Genomic DNA, 15,514 nt, shown 5'->3' with positions numbered 1-15,514 from the left:
CCAGCGCGCCTCCTGCTGCCGATCAGCCCAGCGTCTGGCTCCAGTCGTGAACCATGCTGCCTTCGAGATACTTCTCGCAGTCGAGCGCGGCCATGCAGCCGCTGCCCGCGGCGGTGATCGCCTGGCGGTACTTCGTGTCCTGCACGTCGCCGCAAGCGAATACGCCCGGGACGTTCGTCTCGGAGGACCCCGGCTTCGTCACGATATAGCCGTTTTCGTCGGTATCCACCTGTCCGCCAAGGAACTTCGTATTCGGCGTATGGCCGATGGCGATGAAGACGCCGTCCGTCGCCAGCACTTCTTCCTCGCCCGTCTTGTTGTCGCGAACCTTCAGGCCGGTGACGCCCAGCGGGCCGGCGACGACCTCGAGCGGCGTCTTGTCGAGTCCCCACGCGATCTTCGGATTCTCGCGCGCCCGGTCCTGCATGATCTTCGATGCGCGCAGCTCCTCGCGGCGGTGAACCAGCGTCAGCTCCGAAGCGAAACGCGTCAGGAAGTTCGCTTCCTCCATGGCGGAATCGCCGCCGCCCACGACGATGATTTTCTTGTTGCGGAAGAAAAAGCCGTCGCAGGTCGCGCAGGTGCTGACGCCGCGCCCGACGTTGTCCTTCTCGCCGTTGATGCCCAGATACTTGGCCGAAGCGCCGGTGGAGATAATGAGACTCTCGGCCTTCAGCGTCTCGCCGCCCTCCAGGTTCAACGTGAACGGACGCTCGCCGAGCTCGACCGAGTTGACCCAGCCCGTGCGGAACTGCGCGCCGAAGCGCTCCGCTTGCTTGCGCATGTTGGCCATCAGATCGGGTCCCATGATGCCCTCGGGAAAGCCCGGGAAGTTCTCGACCTCCGTCGTCGTGGTCAGCTGTCCGCCCGGCTCCGGGCCCTCGACGACCAGCGGGTTCATGTTCGCGCGCGCCAAATAGATGGCGGCCGTGAGGCCCGCCGGTCCTGTTCCGATTACGATGCTCTTATAGATAGTCATGCGTTGTGGTCCTCCTCGGCCTAATCCTGAGATTGTGGGTATCGATCCCGATCAAATTCGGTCCTGAAACGCGCGGTTCGTCAGCTTCAGCTTTTCGCGAATGCCGCAAGCCTCGTCGATCCGTCCCGCATAACGGCTGATGCTACCTTGCGAAGCGCCGTATACGTCCATCAGCTCGGCGTATGTAATGCTCCTGCGATGCATTTTCGCCGTCCAATATTCAAGTGCCGCAGCCCATCCCGCAGCGTTGCGAAGCTTGGGTACGTCGGGGTAGACGCGCGAGAGGTAGTCGACCCAGAGCGTCATCATGTCATGCTGCTGCACGACGTCGTACCGTCCGGCCATCCGCTCCATCGCCTGCTCCAGCACGCCCTGCCAGTCGCTGTCCCAGACGGGCAGCCTGGCGGACCTGCGCCTCGCGTCGAGCATCAGCGGCCGGCCGTCGAAGACGACCGCGAGCGCATCCTCGACGCCGATCGAGCGCAGCACCAGCACGGCGACCCGCTTCAGGTCGTCCTCCTCCTCCGCGTCGACGAGAAACGCCTTCAGCGCCTCGATGACCTCTTCGTCGGCGACAAGCCCCAGCGCCTGGATGACTTGCATCTTGGTTCGGCGGTCGCCGTGGCGCAGCGCCCAGAAGAACGAAGAGCGCACGAGCGGATCCTTCTTCAGCGTCTCCGAGATCCGTTCGGGGTGCTTTTCCCACTCGCGGAACTGCTCGTCGAAAGGCATATGGTAGTGGTACTGGGTCGGGGGACTCGCTTCGCCCTGTCTTACCTTAGCCAATTTGCCCAAATAGAAATCGGCGACGGCCGGCGACGCGTCGAGACGCCTCGCCTGAAGCCAATGTCGCTCGGCCTCGTCGAAGCGCCCGATGTTCGCCGACGCGACGGCCGCGAAGTGATGCAGGCTCGGCTCCGCCGACAGCTCGCCCTTGCGGAGCAGCCGGGTGAAGTGAACGTACGCCTCGCGGTGCTCGCCGACGATTCCCATCGTCGTGCCCAGCTTGAACACGTGCTCGGGATGAATCGGGATCGTCTTCTTCAGCAGGCCGAGCAGCGACGCGAGATCCTCCCGCCGGTTGACGTGCTGGTAGAAGATCGCCAGGTTGCAGAGCGCGTGCAAATTGCCCGGCTCCGCCTTCAGCACTTCGCCGATCGTCTGCACGGACTTGTCGAACAAACCCATATAATAGTAGGCAAGCCCCAGATTGTTGCGCGCGGCGAGAAAGTCCGGCTTCTGGACGAGTATGTCCTCCAGCAGGCGTACCGCCTCTGAAAAACGTCCTGCCTCCAGCAGCTCCCGGGCTTTGTCGTGCTCGTAGAGACTCTCCTTGGCCTTGATCGTGGACAACTTGGTCGGACGCTTCAGTTCGTAGACGAGCAGGTCGAGCAGTTCGTCCGCCTCGTCGAGGAACTGGCCGTCGGGATCGTTTTCCAGATACGTCACTAACGACGCTTCGGCCGCTTCGAACAGCTCCATGTTGGCATAGTTGTTCGCCAGATAGTAATGGCACTCCGTCATGCCCGGATCGATGCGCTCCAGCACCGAATTCAGGATGTCGTTGGACTCCTCGTAGCGCCCCATCTCGGACAGAATCCCTGCCATGTTGCAGTGGTTCACCGGATTGTCCGGTTCGTATTCGACGGCACGGCGGAAATACTTCAGCGCCTTGTCGTAATGATAGCGGTCCAGCGACTGGACGGCGCGCTCAAAGAAAAACGTCGCGTCCAGCGACAACGGTATGACTTTGGTGCGACGGCCGGCAACCATACGCTTGCGCGGATTCATCGTCAAGGCACCTCCCCCCCGGTCGTATAGTAGTTTGTTCGTCTTGCCTGACAATCGCGATTGCTTGGCTGCCGCAGGCGGCAAGCATCCGGTCCTCGGCCGGGCCGGCACATGTTAAACCGATTATAACACAGCAATGGCATCCATCAAATGAAAAAAGGACCGCCCGGGCGTGCCGCGGCTTGTCATTCGGCATGCGCAGATAACGTAGTCTCCGTCGCGCCCGCTAGCGCCCCGGAGCAAATAAAAACGCGGCTCCTGCGCGAATCGCGCAGGTTGCCGCGCCTAGCATGCTTTGCTTAGGGTCATACGCCGGCCGTCTTGAACAGCGTGCTGATCGAACCGCCCTCGGTGATGATGCGGGTCGCTTCGGCCAGCATCGGCGCTACGGACAGCACCTTGAACCGGTCGGAACGGTCGTTCGGCAGCAGGATCGAATCCGTCACGACGACCTCGCGGATGCTCGGATGATCGAGCTTCTGCAGGGCGTTGCCGGAGAAGAGCGGATGCGTCGCGCAGACATACACATCCTCCGAACCGCGCTCCTTGAGCCCTTCGACGACGTTCACGATCGTCGTCCCGGTATCGATCATGTCCTCGATGATGATCGGGGTGTAGCCTTCGACCTCGCCGATGACGTGCGTGATGACCGATTCATTGTGCGCGGGACGCTTCTTGATCATGATCGCGAACGGAGAATCGAGCTGGTTGGCCAGCTTCTCCGCCGTGGAGGCTCGTCCGGCGTCCGGCGAGACGATGACCGGATTGCGGATGTTCTTCGCCCGCAGGTAATCGCTGATCAGGTCCAGCGCGGTCAAGTGATCGACCGGGATGTTGAAGAAGCCTTGAATCGCCGGCGCGTGCAGGTCGATCGTGACGATCCGGGTCGCGCCGACCGTCGTCAGCACGTCCGCGACCATCTTCGCCGAGATCGGCTCGCGCGGCGCGGCCTTGCGCTCTTGGCGGGCATATCCATAGTAAGGGAGCACAATGTTGACCGTACGCGCCGATGCCCGCTTGGCCGCGTCGATCATGATCAGCAGCTCTACGAAGAAGTCATTGATCGGATGTGACAAAGATTGCACGAGGAACACGTCGCAGTTGCGGATGGTCTCCTCGTAGTGCACGTACACTTCGCCGCTCTTGAAACGAGACAGCGTAATCTTGCCTAGCGGCAGCCCGAGCTGTTCGGCGATCTTCTCCGCCAGCACGGGATTCGACGATCCGGAAAAAATACGAAGCTTGCTGCTGTACATTGTGCGCCTCCAAGATTTTTCACTAGCGGCTTTGCCGCATTTATCCCCTCTATTATACATGACGCCGGTAGGATAGCCAAAGGGTTCTGTGTCATATCCCGACTGGTAATTCACTTTAATTGGCACATTTTCGTCACTTTTCGAGCCGCGTTCGTCGAATCGTGGCCGTTAACCGCGGCACGACAAGCCGCCGGCCCCCCGCGTCCCTTTGCGGGACGGGAAACCGGCGGCTGCGCGGTCAGTTCTTTTTTTGGTCGGTTTGCGGTGGCGAAACTCGAGCTCGCTCAGCACATCGTCCAGCGGAATATTCTCTTGGCGCAGCAGCACCATCAAATGGAAAATGAGGTCGGCCGCTTCCGCACGCGTCTCCGCCTTGTCGTGGTTCTTGGCGCCGATGATGACCTCAGCGGTCTCCTCGCCGATCTTTTTCAGGATCTTGTCCAGACCCTTGTCGAAAAGATACGTCGTGTAGGAGCCCTCGGGCCGCTCGGCATGGCGCTTCGCGATCGTCGATTCCAGCTCGGAGAGCGGCGCGAAGCGATCGGCCGCGGGAAGCGATCCCTGCGGCAATTCGCCGGAGGCATCGCGATAGAAACAGCTGTAGCTGCCGGTGTGGCACGCCGGGCCGTTCGGGACGACCTGTGCCAGCAGCGTGTCGCCGTCGCAATCGTAGCGCAGCGACACGACCTTTTGCGTATGGCCGCTCGTCGCGCCTTTATGCCACAGCTCCTGTCTCGACCTGCTCCAGAACACCGTCTCCCCTTTTTCCAGCGTCAAGGCCAGGGATTCTTTGTTCATATAAGCCATCATCAGGACTTCCTTGCTGACCGCGTCCTGCACGATCGCGGGCACGAGCCCGTCCGCGTCCCACTTGATCGAATCCGTCAGCGTCTCGCTCATCTCACGTTCACTCCTTGGCTCCGCAGGGCGTCCTTCACCTCGCGGATCGTCACTTCTTTGTAGTGGAAAATGCTCGCGGCGAGCGCCGCGTCCGCGTGCCCCTGCGAGAAGGCGTCCGCGAAATGCGAGGCATTGCCCGCGCCGCCGGAGGCGATGACGGGAATGCCGACGCTATCCGACACGGCGCGCGTCAGCGCGTTGTCGAACCCGTCCTTCGTGCCGTCGGCGTCCATGCTCGTCAAGAGCAGCTCGCCTGCGCCGCGCCGCTCGGCTTCCTGCGCCCAGGCGACCGCCCGGATGCCCGTCGGATTGCGTCCGCCGTGCGTGAAAATTTCCCATTCGCCCCACTCGGCGTTGTACTTCGCGTCGATCGCGACGACGATGCACTGCGCGCCGAACACGCGCGAGCCGTCCGAGATCAGATCCGGATTGCGGATCGCCGCCGTATTGATCCCGATCTTGTCGGCGCCGGCGCGCAGCAACCGCTTCATGTCCTCGACCGCGGAGATGCCGCCGCCCACCGTGAACGGAATCGTGATCTCGCCGGCCGTCCTGCGTACGACGTCCACCATCGTCGCGCGGCCCTCGACCGATGCCGAGATGTCCAGGAACACCAGCTCGTCGGCGCCTTCGCGATCGTAGATCTCGGCCAGCTCGACCGGATCTCCCGCGTCGCGCAGGTTGACGAAGTTGACGCCCTTAACGACCCGCCCGTCCTTAACGTCCAGGCAGGGAATGATGCGTTTTGCCAACATAAGCTAGCCTCCTTTGCCTGCTTGCTTTGTTTGCGAGATGCCGTTGTGCGGTACTGTCGCATAACTCCGGCTCATACGCCGCGACAAGCTGCCGTTGTGCGGTACTATCGCATAACTCCGGCTCATACGCCGCGATAGGCTGCCGTTGTGCGGTACTATCGCATAACTCGGGCTCATGTTCCGCGATAAGCTGCCGTTGTGCGGTACTATCGCATAACTCCGGCTCATATGCCGCGACAAGCTGCCGTTGTGCGGTACTATCGCATAACTCCGGCTCATACACCGCGATAAGCTGCCGTTGTGCGGTACTATCGCATAACTTCGGCTCATACGACACTATAAGCTGCCATTGCGCGGTACTATCGCATAACTTCGGCTCATACGACACTATAAGCTGCCATTGCGCGGTACTATCGCATAACTCCGGCTCATGCGCCGCGGCAAGCTGCCGTTGTGCGGTACTGTCGCATAACTCCGGCTCATGCGCCGCGATAAGCTGCCGTTGTGCGGTACTATCGCATAACTCCGGCTCATACGCCGCGACAAGCTGCCGTTGTACGGGGTACTATCGCATAACTCCGGCTCATATGCCGCGATCAGCTGCCGTTGTGCGGTACTGTCGCATTTGGACTTTACTTGTAAGCCGCGACCGCCTCGGCCAACGAGATACTGCCTGTGTAGAGAGCCTTGCCGACGATCGCGCCGCCGACGCCGTCCGCAGCGTGCTTCGACAGGTTCGCCAGATCCTCCGGCTTGCTGACGCCGCCCGACGCGATGACAGTACGGCCCGACACTTGCGCCAGGCGCACGATCGCCTCGACATTCGGTCCGCCCATCATGCCGTCGCGGGAAATGTCGGTAAAAATAAACGTCTCAGCGCCTTCGGCCGCCAGCTCCTTCGCCAGGTCTTCCGCGCGCACCTGCGACGTCTCCAGCCAACCTCGCGTCGCCACGAAGCCGTCCCGGGCGTCGATGCCGATCGCCACTTTGCCGCCGTACTTCGCCAGCACCTTCGATACGAAGGCGCGGTCCTCGATCGCCGCCGTGCCCAGAATGACGCGCGACACGCCGAGCGAGAGCAGCCGCTCCACGTCCGCCTCGGTCCGAAGGCCGCCGCCGACCTGCACGGGCACCTGCACGGCGCGCGCGATTCGGCCGATCAGCTCGTCATTGACCGGATGGCCGGCTTTGGCACCGTCCAGGTCGACGAGATGCACCCATTCGCCGCCCTGCGCTTCCCAATCCTTGGCCGCCGACACCGGGTCGTCGTTGTACACCGTCTCGCGGTTATAGTCGCCCTGAACCAGACGGACGGCCTTGCCGCCGCGGATGTCGATGGCCGGGTATATGATGAAATTGGACAAAGGGATGACCTCCAACTTGTTGACGTTCCTCGGTTTCCCGGTTTTTCGTTCTTGCAGCCCTAGTAGCTAGTGCAATGCTGGTTGCTGTAGAGTATTTTCGCCCCTACAGCACCATTTCGAGCGCCCTCGGATGCTGTAGAGTAACTTTTCGCCCCTACAGCACCATTTCGAGCGCCCTCGGTTGCTGTAGAGTAACTTTTCGCCCCTACAGCACCATTTCGAGCGCCCTCGGATGCTGTAGAGTAACTTTTCCCTTAAGCACCAGCACCCACACCAGCACCACATCTGCCTAAGCCTTTCCACCCTCCGCGAGCTCTACGAACCTGCGCAGCAGCGCCACGCCGAGTTCGCCGCTTTTTTCCGGATGAAACTGCATGCCGCTCACGTTGTCCCGCCCCACGATCGCGGTCACCGGCTGGTGATAATCCGCCGTCGCGAGCAGATCCTCCCGCCGCTCGGGCAGCGCGTGGTACGAGTGCACGAAGTACACGTGCCCCGGAGCCAGCCCCTCGAAAAGCGGATGCGACGGCTGCTCGAACAACAGCTCGTTCCAACCCATATGCGGCACCTTGTAGTCGCCCCGGAACCGCACGACCCGTCCCGGCAGCAGGCCGAGTCCCTCGTGCGTGCCATGCTCCTCGCTCTCCGCGAACAGCAGCTGCATGCCGAGGCATATTCCCAGCAACGGCTGGCCTGCGGCCGCCGACTCGCGGACGACCGCGTCCAGCCCGGTCTCCCGCAGGTTGCGCATCGCGTCGCCGAAGGCGCCGACGCCCGGCAGGATGACGCCGTCCGCCGCGAGAATCTCCTCCCGCGAAGACGTGACCGACGCCTCGCGTCCGAGACGTTCTACGGCTTTGCTCACGCTGTGCAGGTTGCCCATCCCGTAGTCGACGATCGCGATCATCCTACAGCACTCCCTTCGTCGACGGCACGCCCTTCACGCGCGGATCGATCTGCGTCGCCTCGTCCAGCGCGCGTCCCAGCGCCTTGAACACCGCCTCGATCATATGGTGCGTATTTTTGCCGTAATGGACGATGACGTGGAGCGTGATCCGCGACTCGAGCGCCAGCTTCCACAAAAATTCATGCACGAGCTCCGTGCTGAAGCTGCCCACCGTCTGCGAAGGATACTCCGCGCGATACTCGAAGTGCGGACGGTTGCTCACGTCGACGATGACCTGCGCGAGCGCCTCGTCCATCGGCACGAACACGCTGGCATAGCGCTTGATGCCCGCTTTGTCGCCGAGCGCTTCCCGCAGCGTCTGTCCCAGGCAGATGCCGATGTCTTCCACCGTATGATGGTCGTCGATGTCGACGTCCCCGCGCGCTTCAACCTTCAGGTCGAACTGGCCGTGCTTGGCGAACAGATCGAGCATATGGTTGAGAAAAGGAACGTCCGTCTCGAGGTTCACGTCGCCCGTGCCGTCCACGCCGAAAGCCAGCTTGATGTCCGTCTCGTTCGTCTTGCGCGCGACTTCGGAGCGTCTAGCGCCCGCTGCCGCAAAGTTGTCCTGTGCCATCTATTGGTCTCCGCCTTCCTTGAAGCGAATTTCTACCGCTCTCGCATGTGCTTCCAAGCCCTCGTGCCGCGCCAGCGACGCGATGCCGGCCGCGTCCCGTCTCAGCGCCTCGCGGCTGTACCGGATCAAGCTCGACTTCTTGACGAAGTCGTCCACGTTCAGCGGCGAGGAGAACCTGGCCGTGCCGTTCGTAGGCAAAATATGGTTCGGTCCCGCGAAATAATCGCCGACCGGCTCCGAGCTGTACGGGCCGAGGAAGATCGCGCCCGCGTTTTCGATGCGCCCGAGCAGTTCGAGCGGATCCTCGGTCATGATCTCCAGATGCTCCGGCGCCAGCTTGTTCACGACGTCGATCCCTTCCGCGAGATCGGAGACCGTCAAGATCGCGCCGTACTGCTCGAGCGACCGCTCGGCGATCTCGCGCCGCGGGAGCGTCGCGACCTGCCGCGCGAGCTCCGCCTCGACCTCGCGCGCAAGCCGCTCCGACGGCGTCACGAGCATGGCCGAAGCCATCTCGTCATGCTCCGCCTGCGACAGCATGTCGGCGGCGACGAAGCGCGCATCCGCGCCGTCGTCCGCCAGCACGACGATCTCGCTCGGCCCGGCGATGCTGTCGATGTCGACGGCGCCGAACACGGCGCGCTTCGCCAGCGCCACATAGATGTTGCCGGGGCCGCAGATCTTGTCCACGGCCGGGATGCTCTCCGTGCCGTACGCCAGCGCGGCTACGGCCTGGGCGCCTCCGACCCGGTACATCTCGGTGACGCCGGCCTCGGCGGCCGCCACGAGAATGTACGGGTCGATGCCTTCGCGTCCGCCGGTCGCCGGCGGCGTCACCATCGCGATCTGCGGCACGCCCGCGACCTTGGCGGGCAGCACGTTCATGAGCACCGAAGACGGGTAAGCCGCCTTGCCGCCTGGCACGTACAGGCCGACGCGCGCGAGCGGACGCAGCGACATCCCGAGCATCGTGCCATCCGGCTGCACGTCGATCCACGATTGGCGCTTCTGCTTTTCGTGGAATGCCGTCACGTTCGCCGCCGCCCGGCGCAGCGCGTCCAGAAATTCAGGCTCCACGCGTTCGTACGCGGCCTGGATCTCCGCCTCCGTCACGCGCAATTGCGAAGCGTCCAGTCGCACGCGGTCGAACGCCTCGGTATACCGCAGCAGCGCGGCATCTCCTTCGGAGCGGACCGCCGAGACGATCTCGGCCACCGCCGCGTTTTGCGCCGGCGAGCCGTAGTCGCTCTCCCGCTCCAGCTTGAAGCCGCTCGCAGGTCCTTTGTACATGCCTGTTCCCCCCTGCCCTCAATAAATTGTGCATGATTCTTCGCGCGGCTCTTCGCCAGACGATCGTCTCTTCCCGGACGAAACCGCCGCTTAGGCTTTCGCCGCCAGCGTATCGGACAGCCTGTCGCACAGCGACTGGATGGCCGCGTTCTGCATCCGGTAGCTGACGCGGTTCGCGATCAGCCGGCTCGTCACCTGGAACAGCGTCTCCATCTCGACCAGCCCGTTTTCCTCAAGCGTCTTGCCCGTTTCGACCATATCCACGATCCGATCCGCAAGACCGATGAGCGGCGCCAGCTCGATCGAGCCGTTCAGCTTGATGACCTCGACCTGCTGACCGCGTTCGCGGAAATACTGGGACGCCACACGCGGATACTTCGTCGCCACGCGCGGATGAATGACCGGCTCCCAGCTTGGCAGTCCGATGACCGACATGCGGCACCTCGCGATGCCCAGATCGAGCAGCTCGTAGACGTCCTTGTTCTCCTCCATCAGCACGTCCTTGCCGACGATGCCGATATCCGCGACGCCGTACTCCACATAGGTCGGCACATCGACCGGCTTGGCCATGATAAACTCCATGTTGGCTTCCGGCACCGGAATGATAAGCCTGCGGGAGTCGTCGAAATCCTCGGGAATCGGGAGCCCCGCCTGCCGGAACAGCTTGCTGGCCTGCTTGTAGATGCGCCCTTTGGGCATCGCGACCTTCAACACCGCGCCGCCTTCCGTCATTGCGGCTCCCCTCCCCTTCTCGTCGAACGTGAACACTTGATCGTAAACGGCGCCCTTATATGCGTAGCGTCCCGTCTTCGCTTGCGCGGGCATGAGCGCGTCTCCCGCTCCCGCTTCGCCGGCCGCGCTCAATCCGCCGCCGGCCTGCGCGATGCCTTCGGTCACGACCGCAAACCCCTCCGCCCGCAAGTCCGCCGCCTTCTCAAGCGCTGCGCGCCTTTGTCCCGGCGCGTAGCGGATCAGCGCGCGCACCGGCTCGTCCTGGCCGACCTCGGCGACCTCGAGCATGCGCGTCGTCTTAAGCGCGAAGCCCGTCGCGGGGGCCGGCCGGCCGAATTGCGCCAGCAGGTTGTCGTAGCGTCCGCCGCTGCATACCGGGAACCCGAGCTGCGACGCATAACCCTCGAACGTCATCCCCGTATAATAGGAAATGTCGCCGATCATCGTCAGGTCGATCAGTACATGATCTTGCACGCCGTAGGCGCCCAGCACGTCCCACATCTCGCACAGATGGCGGATCGCCTCGCGCGCGCCGTCGCTCACGCGAAGCTCCAACGCCCGTTCGCAAATCTCCTGACCGCCGCGCAGCCGCAGCAAGCCTTCCAGCTCGCGATGCACGGACTCCTCGAGCTTCAGCTCGCCGAGCGCCGTCCGGTAGCCGACATAATCGCGCTGCAGCAGACATTCCTTCAGCCGCTCCTGCGCTTCCGCGCGTTCGGGCAGCGTATCGCCGAACAAGCCGTTCAGGAAGCCGACGTGGCCGACCGCGATCTTGAACGAAGGCACGCCCGCCGCCTTCAATGAAGCGATAGCGAGCGCGATGACCTCCGCGTCTGCTTCCGGAGAAGGATCTCCGATCAATTCGACGCCGGTCTGAAAAAACTCCGCTTCGCGTCCGGCCTCCTCCTCGAAGGCGCGGAACACGTTGGCATGATAGCTGAGCCGCAGCGGAAACGGACGGTCCTTGAGCAGCGACGAAGCGACGCGCGCGATCGGCGCCGTGACGTCGGAGCGGAGCACGATCGTCGTCCCCCGCTGATTGAGCAGCTTGAACAGCTTCTGATCCGACGTGGCGCTCGCTACCCCTACCGTATCGTAGTATTCGATCGTAGGCGTGAGGATCTGCTCGTAGCCCCAGCCCCTCATGCACGTCAATACCTCATGCTCGATATGCCGCAGCTTTGCGACAGCATGAGGCAGGTAGTCCTTCACGCCGATCGGCTTTTCGAAGCCTTTGGGTTTGGACACGGAATACACCTCGCTATATTGAGGCGGCCGAAGCCGCCGAATAATACTTCACCGCATTAAAGCGATACCATGTTACCATGCTGCCAAAGTAAAGATTTAATGTTCACTTTATCACGAACGCCCGCAAGCGTCAAGCCGAAGCGGCTTACCCCGGATTTGGGCCGATCAACAGAAAAAAGAACCGCCGGCCGGCCCGTGCGCCAACCCCGGTTCATGTCCATCCAGGCTCGTCCGGCCTGACTTGCGCCTCGTTCATTATCGGTGCGCTTCCTGACCGGCCGACTCTTCTAAATCTCGCTTCGCGCTCGCGCGTTCGACTTGCCTCTCGCCGCGGAGGATCAGACTTGCCTCTCCTCCGACGCGTCGCCGCTTCCGAGTTCGCGCAGCGGATTGCCGCCGACTCTGGCATGAGCCGGCACATCCCGATGCACGACCGATCCGGCCGCGACGACGGCATGATCGCCGATCGTCACGCCGGGCAGAATCGTCACGTTGGCGCCGATCATCACATGCGATCCGATGACGATATCCCCGAGTCTGTACTCTTTAATGAGGTACTCGTGCGTCAAGAGCGTGGAGTTGTAGCCGACGATGCAGTTGTCCCCGATCGTGATCCGTTCGGGGAAGAAGACGTCCACCATGACCATTAGCGCAAATGACGTCTCCTTGCCAACCTTCATGCCCAGCACGCGCCGATAGATCCAATTCTTGATCGAGAGCTCCGGACAGTATCGCGCGATCTGGATAAAGACGAAGTTCCTGACCGCCTTCAGCCTGGATACCGTACGGTACACCTGCCATAAAGCATTGGGGCCTTCGACCGGGTTCCGCTCGACTTTCCGCAAGGCTTATCCCTCCAAACCGCTAAGCGGCAGCAGCTCGCGCATGTCGTGAATGATGCGGTGCGCGCCCGCCTCCCGCAGCGGAGCTTCCCCCCTTGAGCGACCAGGAGACGCCCACGGCGAACGCGCCGGCAGCCAGCGCCGAACCGATGTCGACCGTGCTGTCGCCGACCATGATCGCATGCTCCGGCGCTACGCCGAGCGCGTAAAGCGCCTTCTGGACCGGCTCCGCATGCGGTTTGGCATGCTCCACGTCATCCAGCGTCACGATCGTATCCATATACTCGTACAGCCCCAGCAGCTTAAGCGCCCGCTCCGTCGTAAGCCGCATCTTCGTCGTGACGATGCCCAGCTTGAGTCCGCCCTGCTTGAGCAGCGGCACGACTTCGAGCACGCCCGGGAACAGCGACACCATGTCGTCGTGATGCTTGAAGTTGTACGCGCGATAGCCCGCGATCAGATCGTCGACCTGCTCGCGCCCGGAGAACTGCTGCAGCTGCGACAGCAGCGTCTGCCCCATGATCGGGATAATCTGCTCGCGTCCGAATTCGGGCGGGACGATCCCTTGCAGGCAATAGAGAAAAGACTGGATGATCAGTTCGTTCGTATCGACGATCGTGCCGTCGAGATCGAACAGGACCGCTTCAATCGGGGTCCCGGTCTTGCCTTCTGTCCGATGGTGACTCATCTGCAGGCTTCCTCTCTTCTTCCGTATCGGACGGGGCCGCATCCGGCACGGTCTCTTCGACCGGACGGGCGGGAGCCGCAGGCGCTTCGACGATGGACGCGTCGGCAACGCGCTCTTCGAATGCCTTGTTTCTCACGAGCGGGTCCAAGTACCGCGTTCTGTCGGGATTCATCGCCCGGCGCACGATAATGGCCACGATGCTCAAGATGACGAGAAGCACGGCGAGCAGCTGCGAGCTGCGGACGTTGCCGTATGAAGGATCTAGATAGCCTTGCTCCCCCGAAAATCCACTTCATCGGCGTCCACAGACCGTTCATCAGCGAGGCGAGCCAGTCTGGGCCCTTGAAGGCCAGGCTGTCCGTGCGCAGCGCTTCGATGAAGAAGCGGCCAATCGAATACCAGATCAAGTAGGAGAAAAGGATCTCCCCTACGCGTATGAACTTCTGACGGCGCAAAACGAACAGAATAACGAGGCCGACCAAGCTCCACAGCGATTCGTACAAAAAAGGTCGGGTGGTGGTAAGCGGCCGCTCCCGTCGCCGGGTCGACGACGTACATCTGCTTGACGATAAAGGCCGGCAGGTGAAGCTCGTTGCTCAAGTATGTACCCGTGACTTCTCCGCCGTAGGCCTCCTGATTGACGAAGTTGCCCCAGCGTCCGATCATCTGTCCCGCCAGCAGCGACGGCGCGCAAATATCGACGATGCGCATGAACGTGTAGCCCTTGCTGCGGAAGTAGAAAAATCCGCAGACGAAGGCCCCGATCAACGCGCCGTAGATGGCGATGCCTCCGTTCCAAATCTGCACGATCTCGCCGGGATGCTTGCTGTAGTAGTCCCATTTAAACAGGACGTAGTACAACCTGGCGCCGATGATGGCCGACGGCACGCCGTACAGCATCAGGTCCAGAAAAAAGTCGGCCGACAGGCCGAAGCGCTTGCCTTCCCAGATGGCGAGGAGCAAGCCGACGAGGGCGCCCGTACCTAATATAAGCCCGTACCAGTGCACGGGAATCGGGCCGAGGTGAAACGCAATCGATTCAAGCCGCATGGGCAGCAACATGAGTATCCTCCGTCTCTAACGCGATCGACCGAGAGGCCGCTGGCGCGGTTTATTCGTTGTCTTCGTCGGCGATCGCTTCGGTGAGCTTGTTGGTGAACTGCAGGGCGGCGTTGTAGCCCATCCGTTTCAGCCGGAAGTTCATGGCCGCCACTTCCAGGATGACCGCCAGGTTGCGACCCGGGCGAACGGGAACCGTCACGAGCGGCACGTCCGTGTCGATGATCCGCGTCGTCTCCTCGTCCAGTCCCAGCCGGTCGTATTGCTTGTCCTGCTGCCAGTTTTCGAGCTTGATGACCAGTCCGATCTGCTTGGAGTTCCGCACGGCGCCCGCTCCGAACAGCGTCATGACGTTCAGAATCCCGAGCCCCCCGGATCTCCAGCAGGTGCTGGATCAGCTCCGGCGCGCTCCCGTACAAGTAGTTGTCCGCCGTCTGCCGGATCTCCACGGCATCGTCGGCGACGAGGCGATGGCCGCGCTTGACCAGTTCGAGCGCCGTCTCGCTCTTGCCGATGCCGCTGCCGCCGGTGATGAGCATCCCCATGCCGTAGACATCCACGAGCACCCCGTGAATCGTCGTCGTGGGCGCCAGCTTCTTTTCCAGGAAGTTGGTGATTCGGCTGAGCAGCGTCGTCGTCGCGGTCGTCGAACGAAGCACGGGGAAGTGCCGTTCCTCGGCTACTTGAATCAGCTCGTCGGGCGCATCGAGTCCGCGCGTGATGATGATGCACGGCGTCTCCTCGTCGCAGATGTGCCGCATCCGCTCCAGCCGCTCGTCGGAGGTCAGCTTTTCGAGAAAAGCCAGCTCCGTCTTGCCCAGAATCTGCGTCCGCTCCGCCGGGTAATAATCGTAATAACCGGCCATCTCCAAGCCCGGCCGGTTCAAGTCGTCCGTCACGATCGTGCGCCGCATGCCTTCCGAGCCGGCGACGACCTCGAGTTGAAATTGCTGCACGAGCTCGGATACCTTTACTTTTTTTAGCCATCGTACAGCTCCCTTCAACGCTCTGTTCATCTTCATCATCGTATCGAAAAAAGACTCGGAAATCAATGTAAACCGCGACTTCCCGGGCGGTCCGAGGGCCA

The 15,514-nt window shown here is 62.2% G+C and carries 12 protein-coding genes and 3 pseudogenes; all 15 read right to left on the bottom strand.

Annotated elements, in window-relative coordinates:
* Positions 1–22 precede the first annotated feature (22 nt).
* The 15 genes and pseudogenes from trxB to hprK all read right to left on the bottom strand — a co-directional run bounded on the left by trxB (position 23) and on the right by hprK (position 15,443).
* On the bottom strand, positions 23–973 hold the full coding sequence (trxB, locus tag OMP40_RS08655; protein ID WP_277533056.1) for a thioredoxin-disulfide reductase: 951 nt from the start codon (positions 971–973) through the stop codon (positions 23–25).
* Between the two features lie 57 nt (positions 974–1,030).
* Entirely contained in the window at positions 1,031–2,770 is a 1,740-nt protein-coding gene (locus OMP40_RS08650) for a tetratricopeptide repeat protein (RefSeq protein WP_277533054.1), read from the bottom strand.
* Between the two features lie 305 nt (positions 2,771–3,075).
* Positions 3,076–4,026, bottom strand: a complete 951-nt coding sequence (locus OMP40_RS08645; RefSeq protein ID WP_277530715.1) for a ribose-phosphate diphosphokinase — start codon at positions 4,024–4,026, stop codon at positions 3,076–3,078.
* A gap of 168 nt (positions 4,027–4,194) precedes the next feature.
* A complete protein-coding gene (hisIE, locus tag OMP40_RS08640) occupies positions 4,195–4,926 on the bottom strand; it encodes a bifunctional phosphoribosyl-AMP cyclohydrolase/phosphoribosyl-ATP diphosphatase HisIE (RefSeq protein ID WP_277530713.1) in 732 nt (243 codons plus the stop codon).
* Complete coding sequence (gene hisF / locus OMP40_RS08635; RefSeq protein ID WP_090117086.1) at positions 4,923–5,681, bottom strand: imidazole glycerol phosphate synthase subunit HisF; 759 nt, start codon at positions 5,679–5,681, stop codon at positions 4,923–4,925. The genes hisIE and hisF overlap by 4 nt, the downstream gene beginning before the upstream one ends.
* A gap of 632 nt (positions 5,682–6,313) precedes the next feature.
* The gene (gene hisA, locus OMP40_RS08630; protein ID WP_277530708.1) at positions 6,314–7,045 is read right to left on the bottom strand and encodes a 1-(5-phosphoribosyl)-5-[(5-phosphoribosylamino)methylideneamino]imidazole-4-carboxamide isomerase; all 732 of its coding nucleotides are present in this window, start codon (positions 7,043–7,045) and stop codon (positions 6,314–6,316) included.
* 289 nt (positions 7,046–7,334) lie between these two features.
* Positions 7,335–7,952 carry an imidazole glycerol phosphate synthase subunit HisH gene (gene hisH / locus OMP40_RS08625; protein ID WP_277530706.1) on the bottom strand — a complete coding sequence of 206 codons (618 nt, stop codon included), beginning with the start codon at positions 7,950–7,952 and terminating at the stop codon, positions 7,335–7,337.
* Position 7,953: 1 nt separating this feature from the next.
* The gene (gene hisB / locus OMP40_RS08620; RefSeq protein ID WP_277530704.1) at positions 7,954–8,568 is read right to left on the bottom strand and encodes an imidazoleglycerol-phosphate dehydratase HisB; all 615 of its coding nucleotides are present in this window, start codon (positions 8,566–8,568) and stop codon (positions 7,954–7,956) included.
* Positions 8,569–9,858, bottom strand: coding sequence for a histidinol dehydrogenase (gene hisD / locus OMP40_RS08615; RefSeq protein WP_277530702.1), 1,290 nt, complete (start codon positions 9,856–9,858; stop codon positions 8,569–8,571).
* Between the two features lie 90 nt (positions 9,859–9,948).
* Positions 9,949–10,590 (bottom strand): ATP phosphoribosyltransferase, encoded by a 642-nt coding sequence (hisG, locus tag OMP40_RS08610; RefSeq protein ID WP_277533053.1) that lies wholly within the window; start codon positions 10,588–10,590, stop codon positions 9,949–9,951.
* Positions 10,591–10,740: 150 nt separating this feature from the next.
* Positions 10,741–11,838: pseudogene (locus OMP40_RS08605) on the bottom strand (ATP phosphoribosyltransferase regulatory subunit); the annotation flags it as partial.
* A gap of 338 nt (positions 11,839–12,176) precedes the next feature.
* A complete protein-coding gene (locus tag OMP40_RS08600; RefSeq protein ID WP_277530701.1) occupies positions 12,177–12,683 on the bottom strand; it encodes an acyltransferase in 507 nt (168 codons plus the stop codon).
* 19 nt (positions 12,684–12,702) lie between these two features.
* Complete coding sequence (ppaX, locus tag OMP40_RS08595) at positions 12,703–13,368, bottom strand: pyrophosphatase PpaX (RefSeq protein WP_338131066.1); 666 nt, start codon at positions 13,366–13,368, stop codon at positions 12,703–12,705.
* A pseudogene (gene lgt, locus OMP40_RS08590) lies at positions 13,325–14,430 on the bottom strand (prolipoprotein diacylglyceryl transferase). The gene ppaX and the pseudogene lgt overlap by 44 nt, the downstream one beginning before the upstream one ends.
* 49 nt (positions 14,431–14,479) lie before the next feature.
* Positions 14,480–15,443: pseudogene (gene hprK, locus OMP40_RS08585) on the bottom strand (HPr(Ser) kinase/phosphatase).
* Positions 15,444–15,514 lie beyond the last annotated feature (71 nt).

Origin of the sequence: Cohnella rhizosphaerae (assembly GCF_029525575.1) — a bacterium.
GTDB classification, from domain to species: domain Bacteria; phylum Bacillota; class Bacilli; order Paenibacillales; family Paenibacillaceae; genus Cohnella; species Cohnella rhizosphaerae.
Note: the sequence above shows the minus strand (reverse complement) of the source record. Positions and strands in the feature narration are given on the sequence as shown.

Bases quoted from the DNA above. Each gene is read 5' to 3' on its own strand.
- hisB (WP_277530704.1), bottom strand. From the start codon at position 8,568: ATGGCACAGGACAACTTTGCGGCAGCGGGCGCTAGACGCTCCGAAGTC.
- ppaX (WP_338131066.1), bottom strand. From the start codon at position 13,368: ATGAGTCACCATCGGACAGAAGGCAAGACCGGGACCCCGATTGAAGCG.
- OMP40_RS08645 (WP_277530715.1), bottom strand. From the start codon at position 4,026: ATGTACAGCAGCAAGCTTCGTATTTTTTCCGGATCGTCGAATCCCGTG.
- hisD (WP_277530702.1), bottom strand. From the start codon at position 9,858: ATGTACAAAGGACCTGCGAGCGGCTTCAAGCTGGAGCGGGAGAGCGAC.
- OMP40_RS08650 (WP_277533054.1), bottom strand. From the start codon at position 2,770: ATGAATCCGCGCAAGCGTATGGTTGCCGGCCGTCGCACCAAAGTCATA.
- hisF (WP_090117086.1), bottom strand. From the start codon at position 5,681: ATGTTGGCAAAACGCATCATTCCCTGCCTGGACGTTAAGGACGGGCGG.
- hisIE (WP_277530713.1), bottom strand. From the start codon at position 4,926: ATGAGCGAGACGCTGACGGATTCGATCAAGTGGGACGCGGACGGGCTC.
- hisG (WP_277533053.1), bottom strand. From the start codon at position 10,590: ATGACGGAAGGCGGCGCGGTGTTGAAGGTCGCGATGCCCAAAGGGCGC.
- hisH (WP_277530706.1), bottom strand. From the start codon at position 7,952: ATGATCGCGATCGTCGACTACGGGATGGGCAACCTGCACAGCGTGAGC.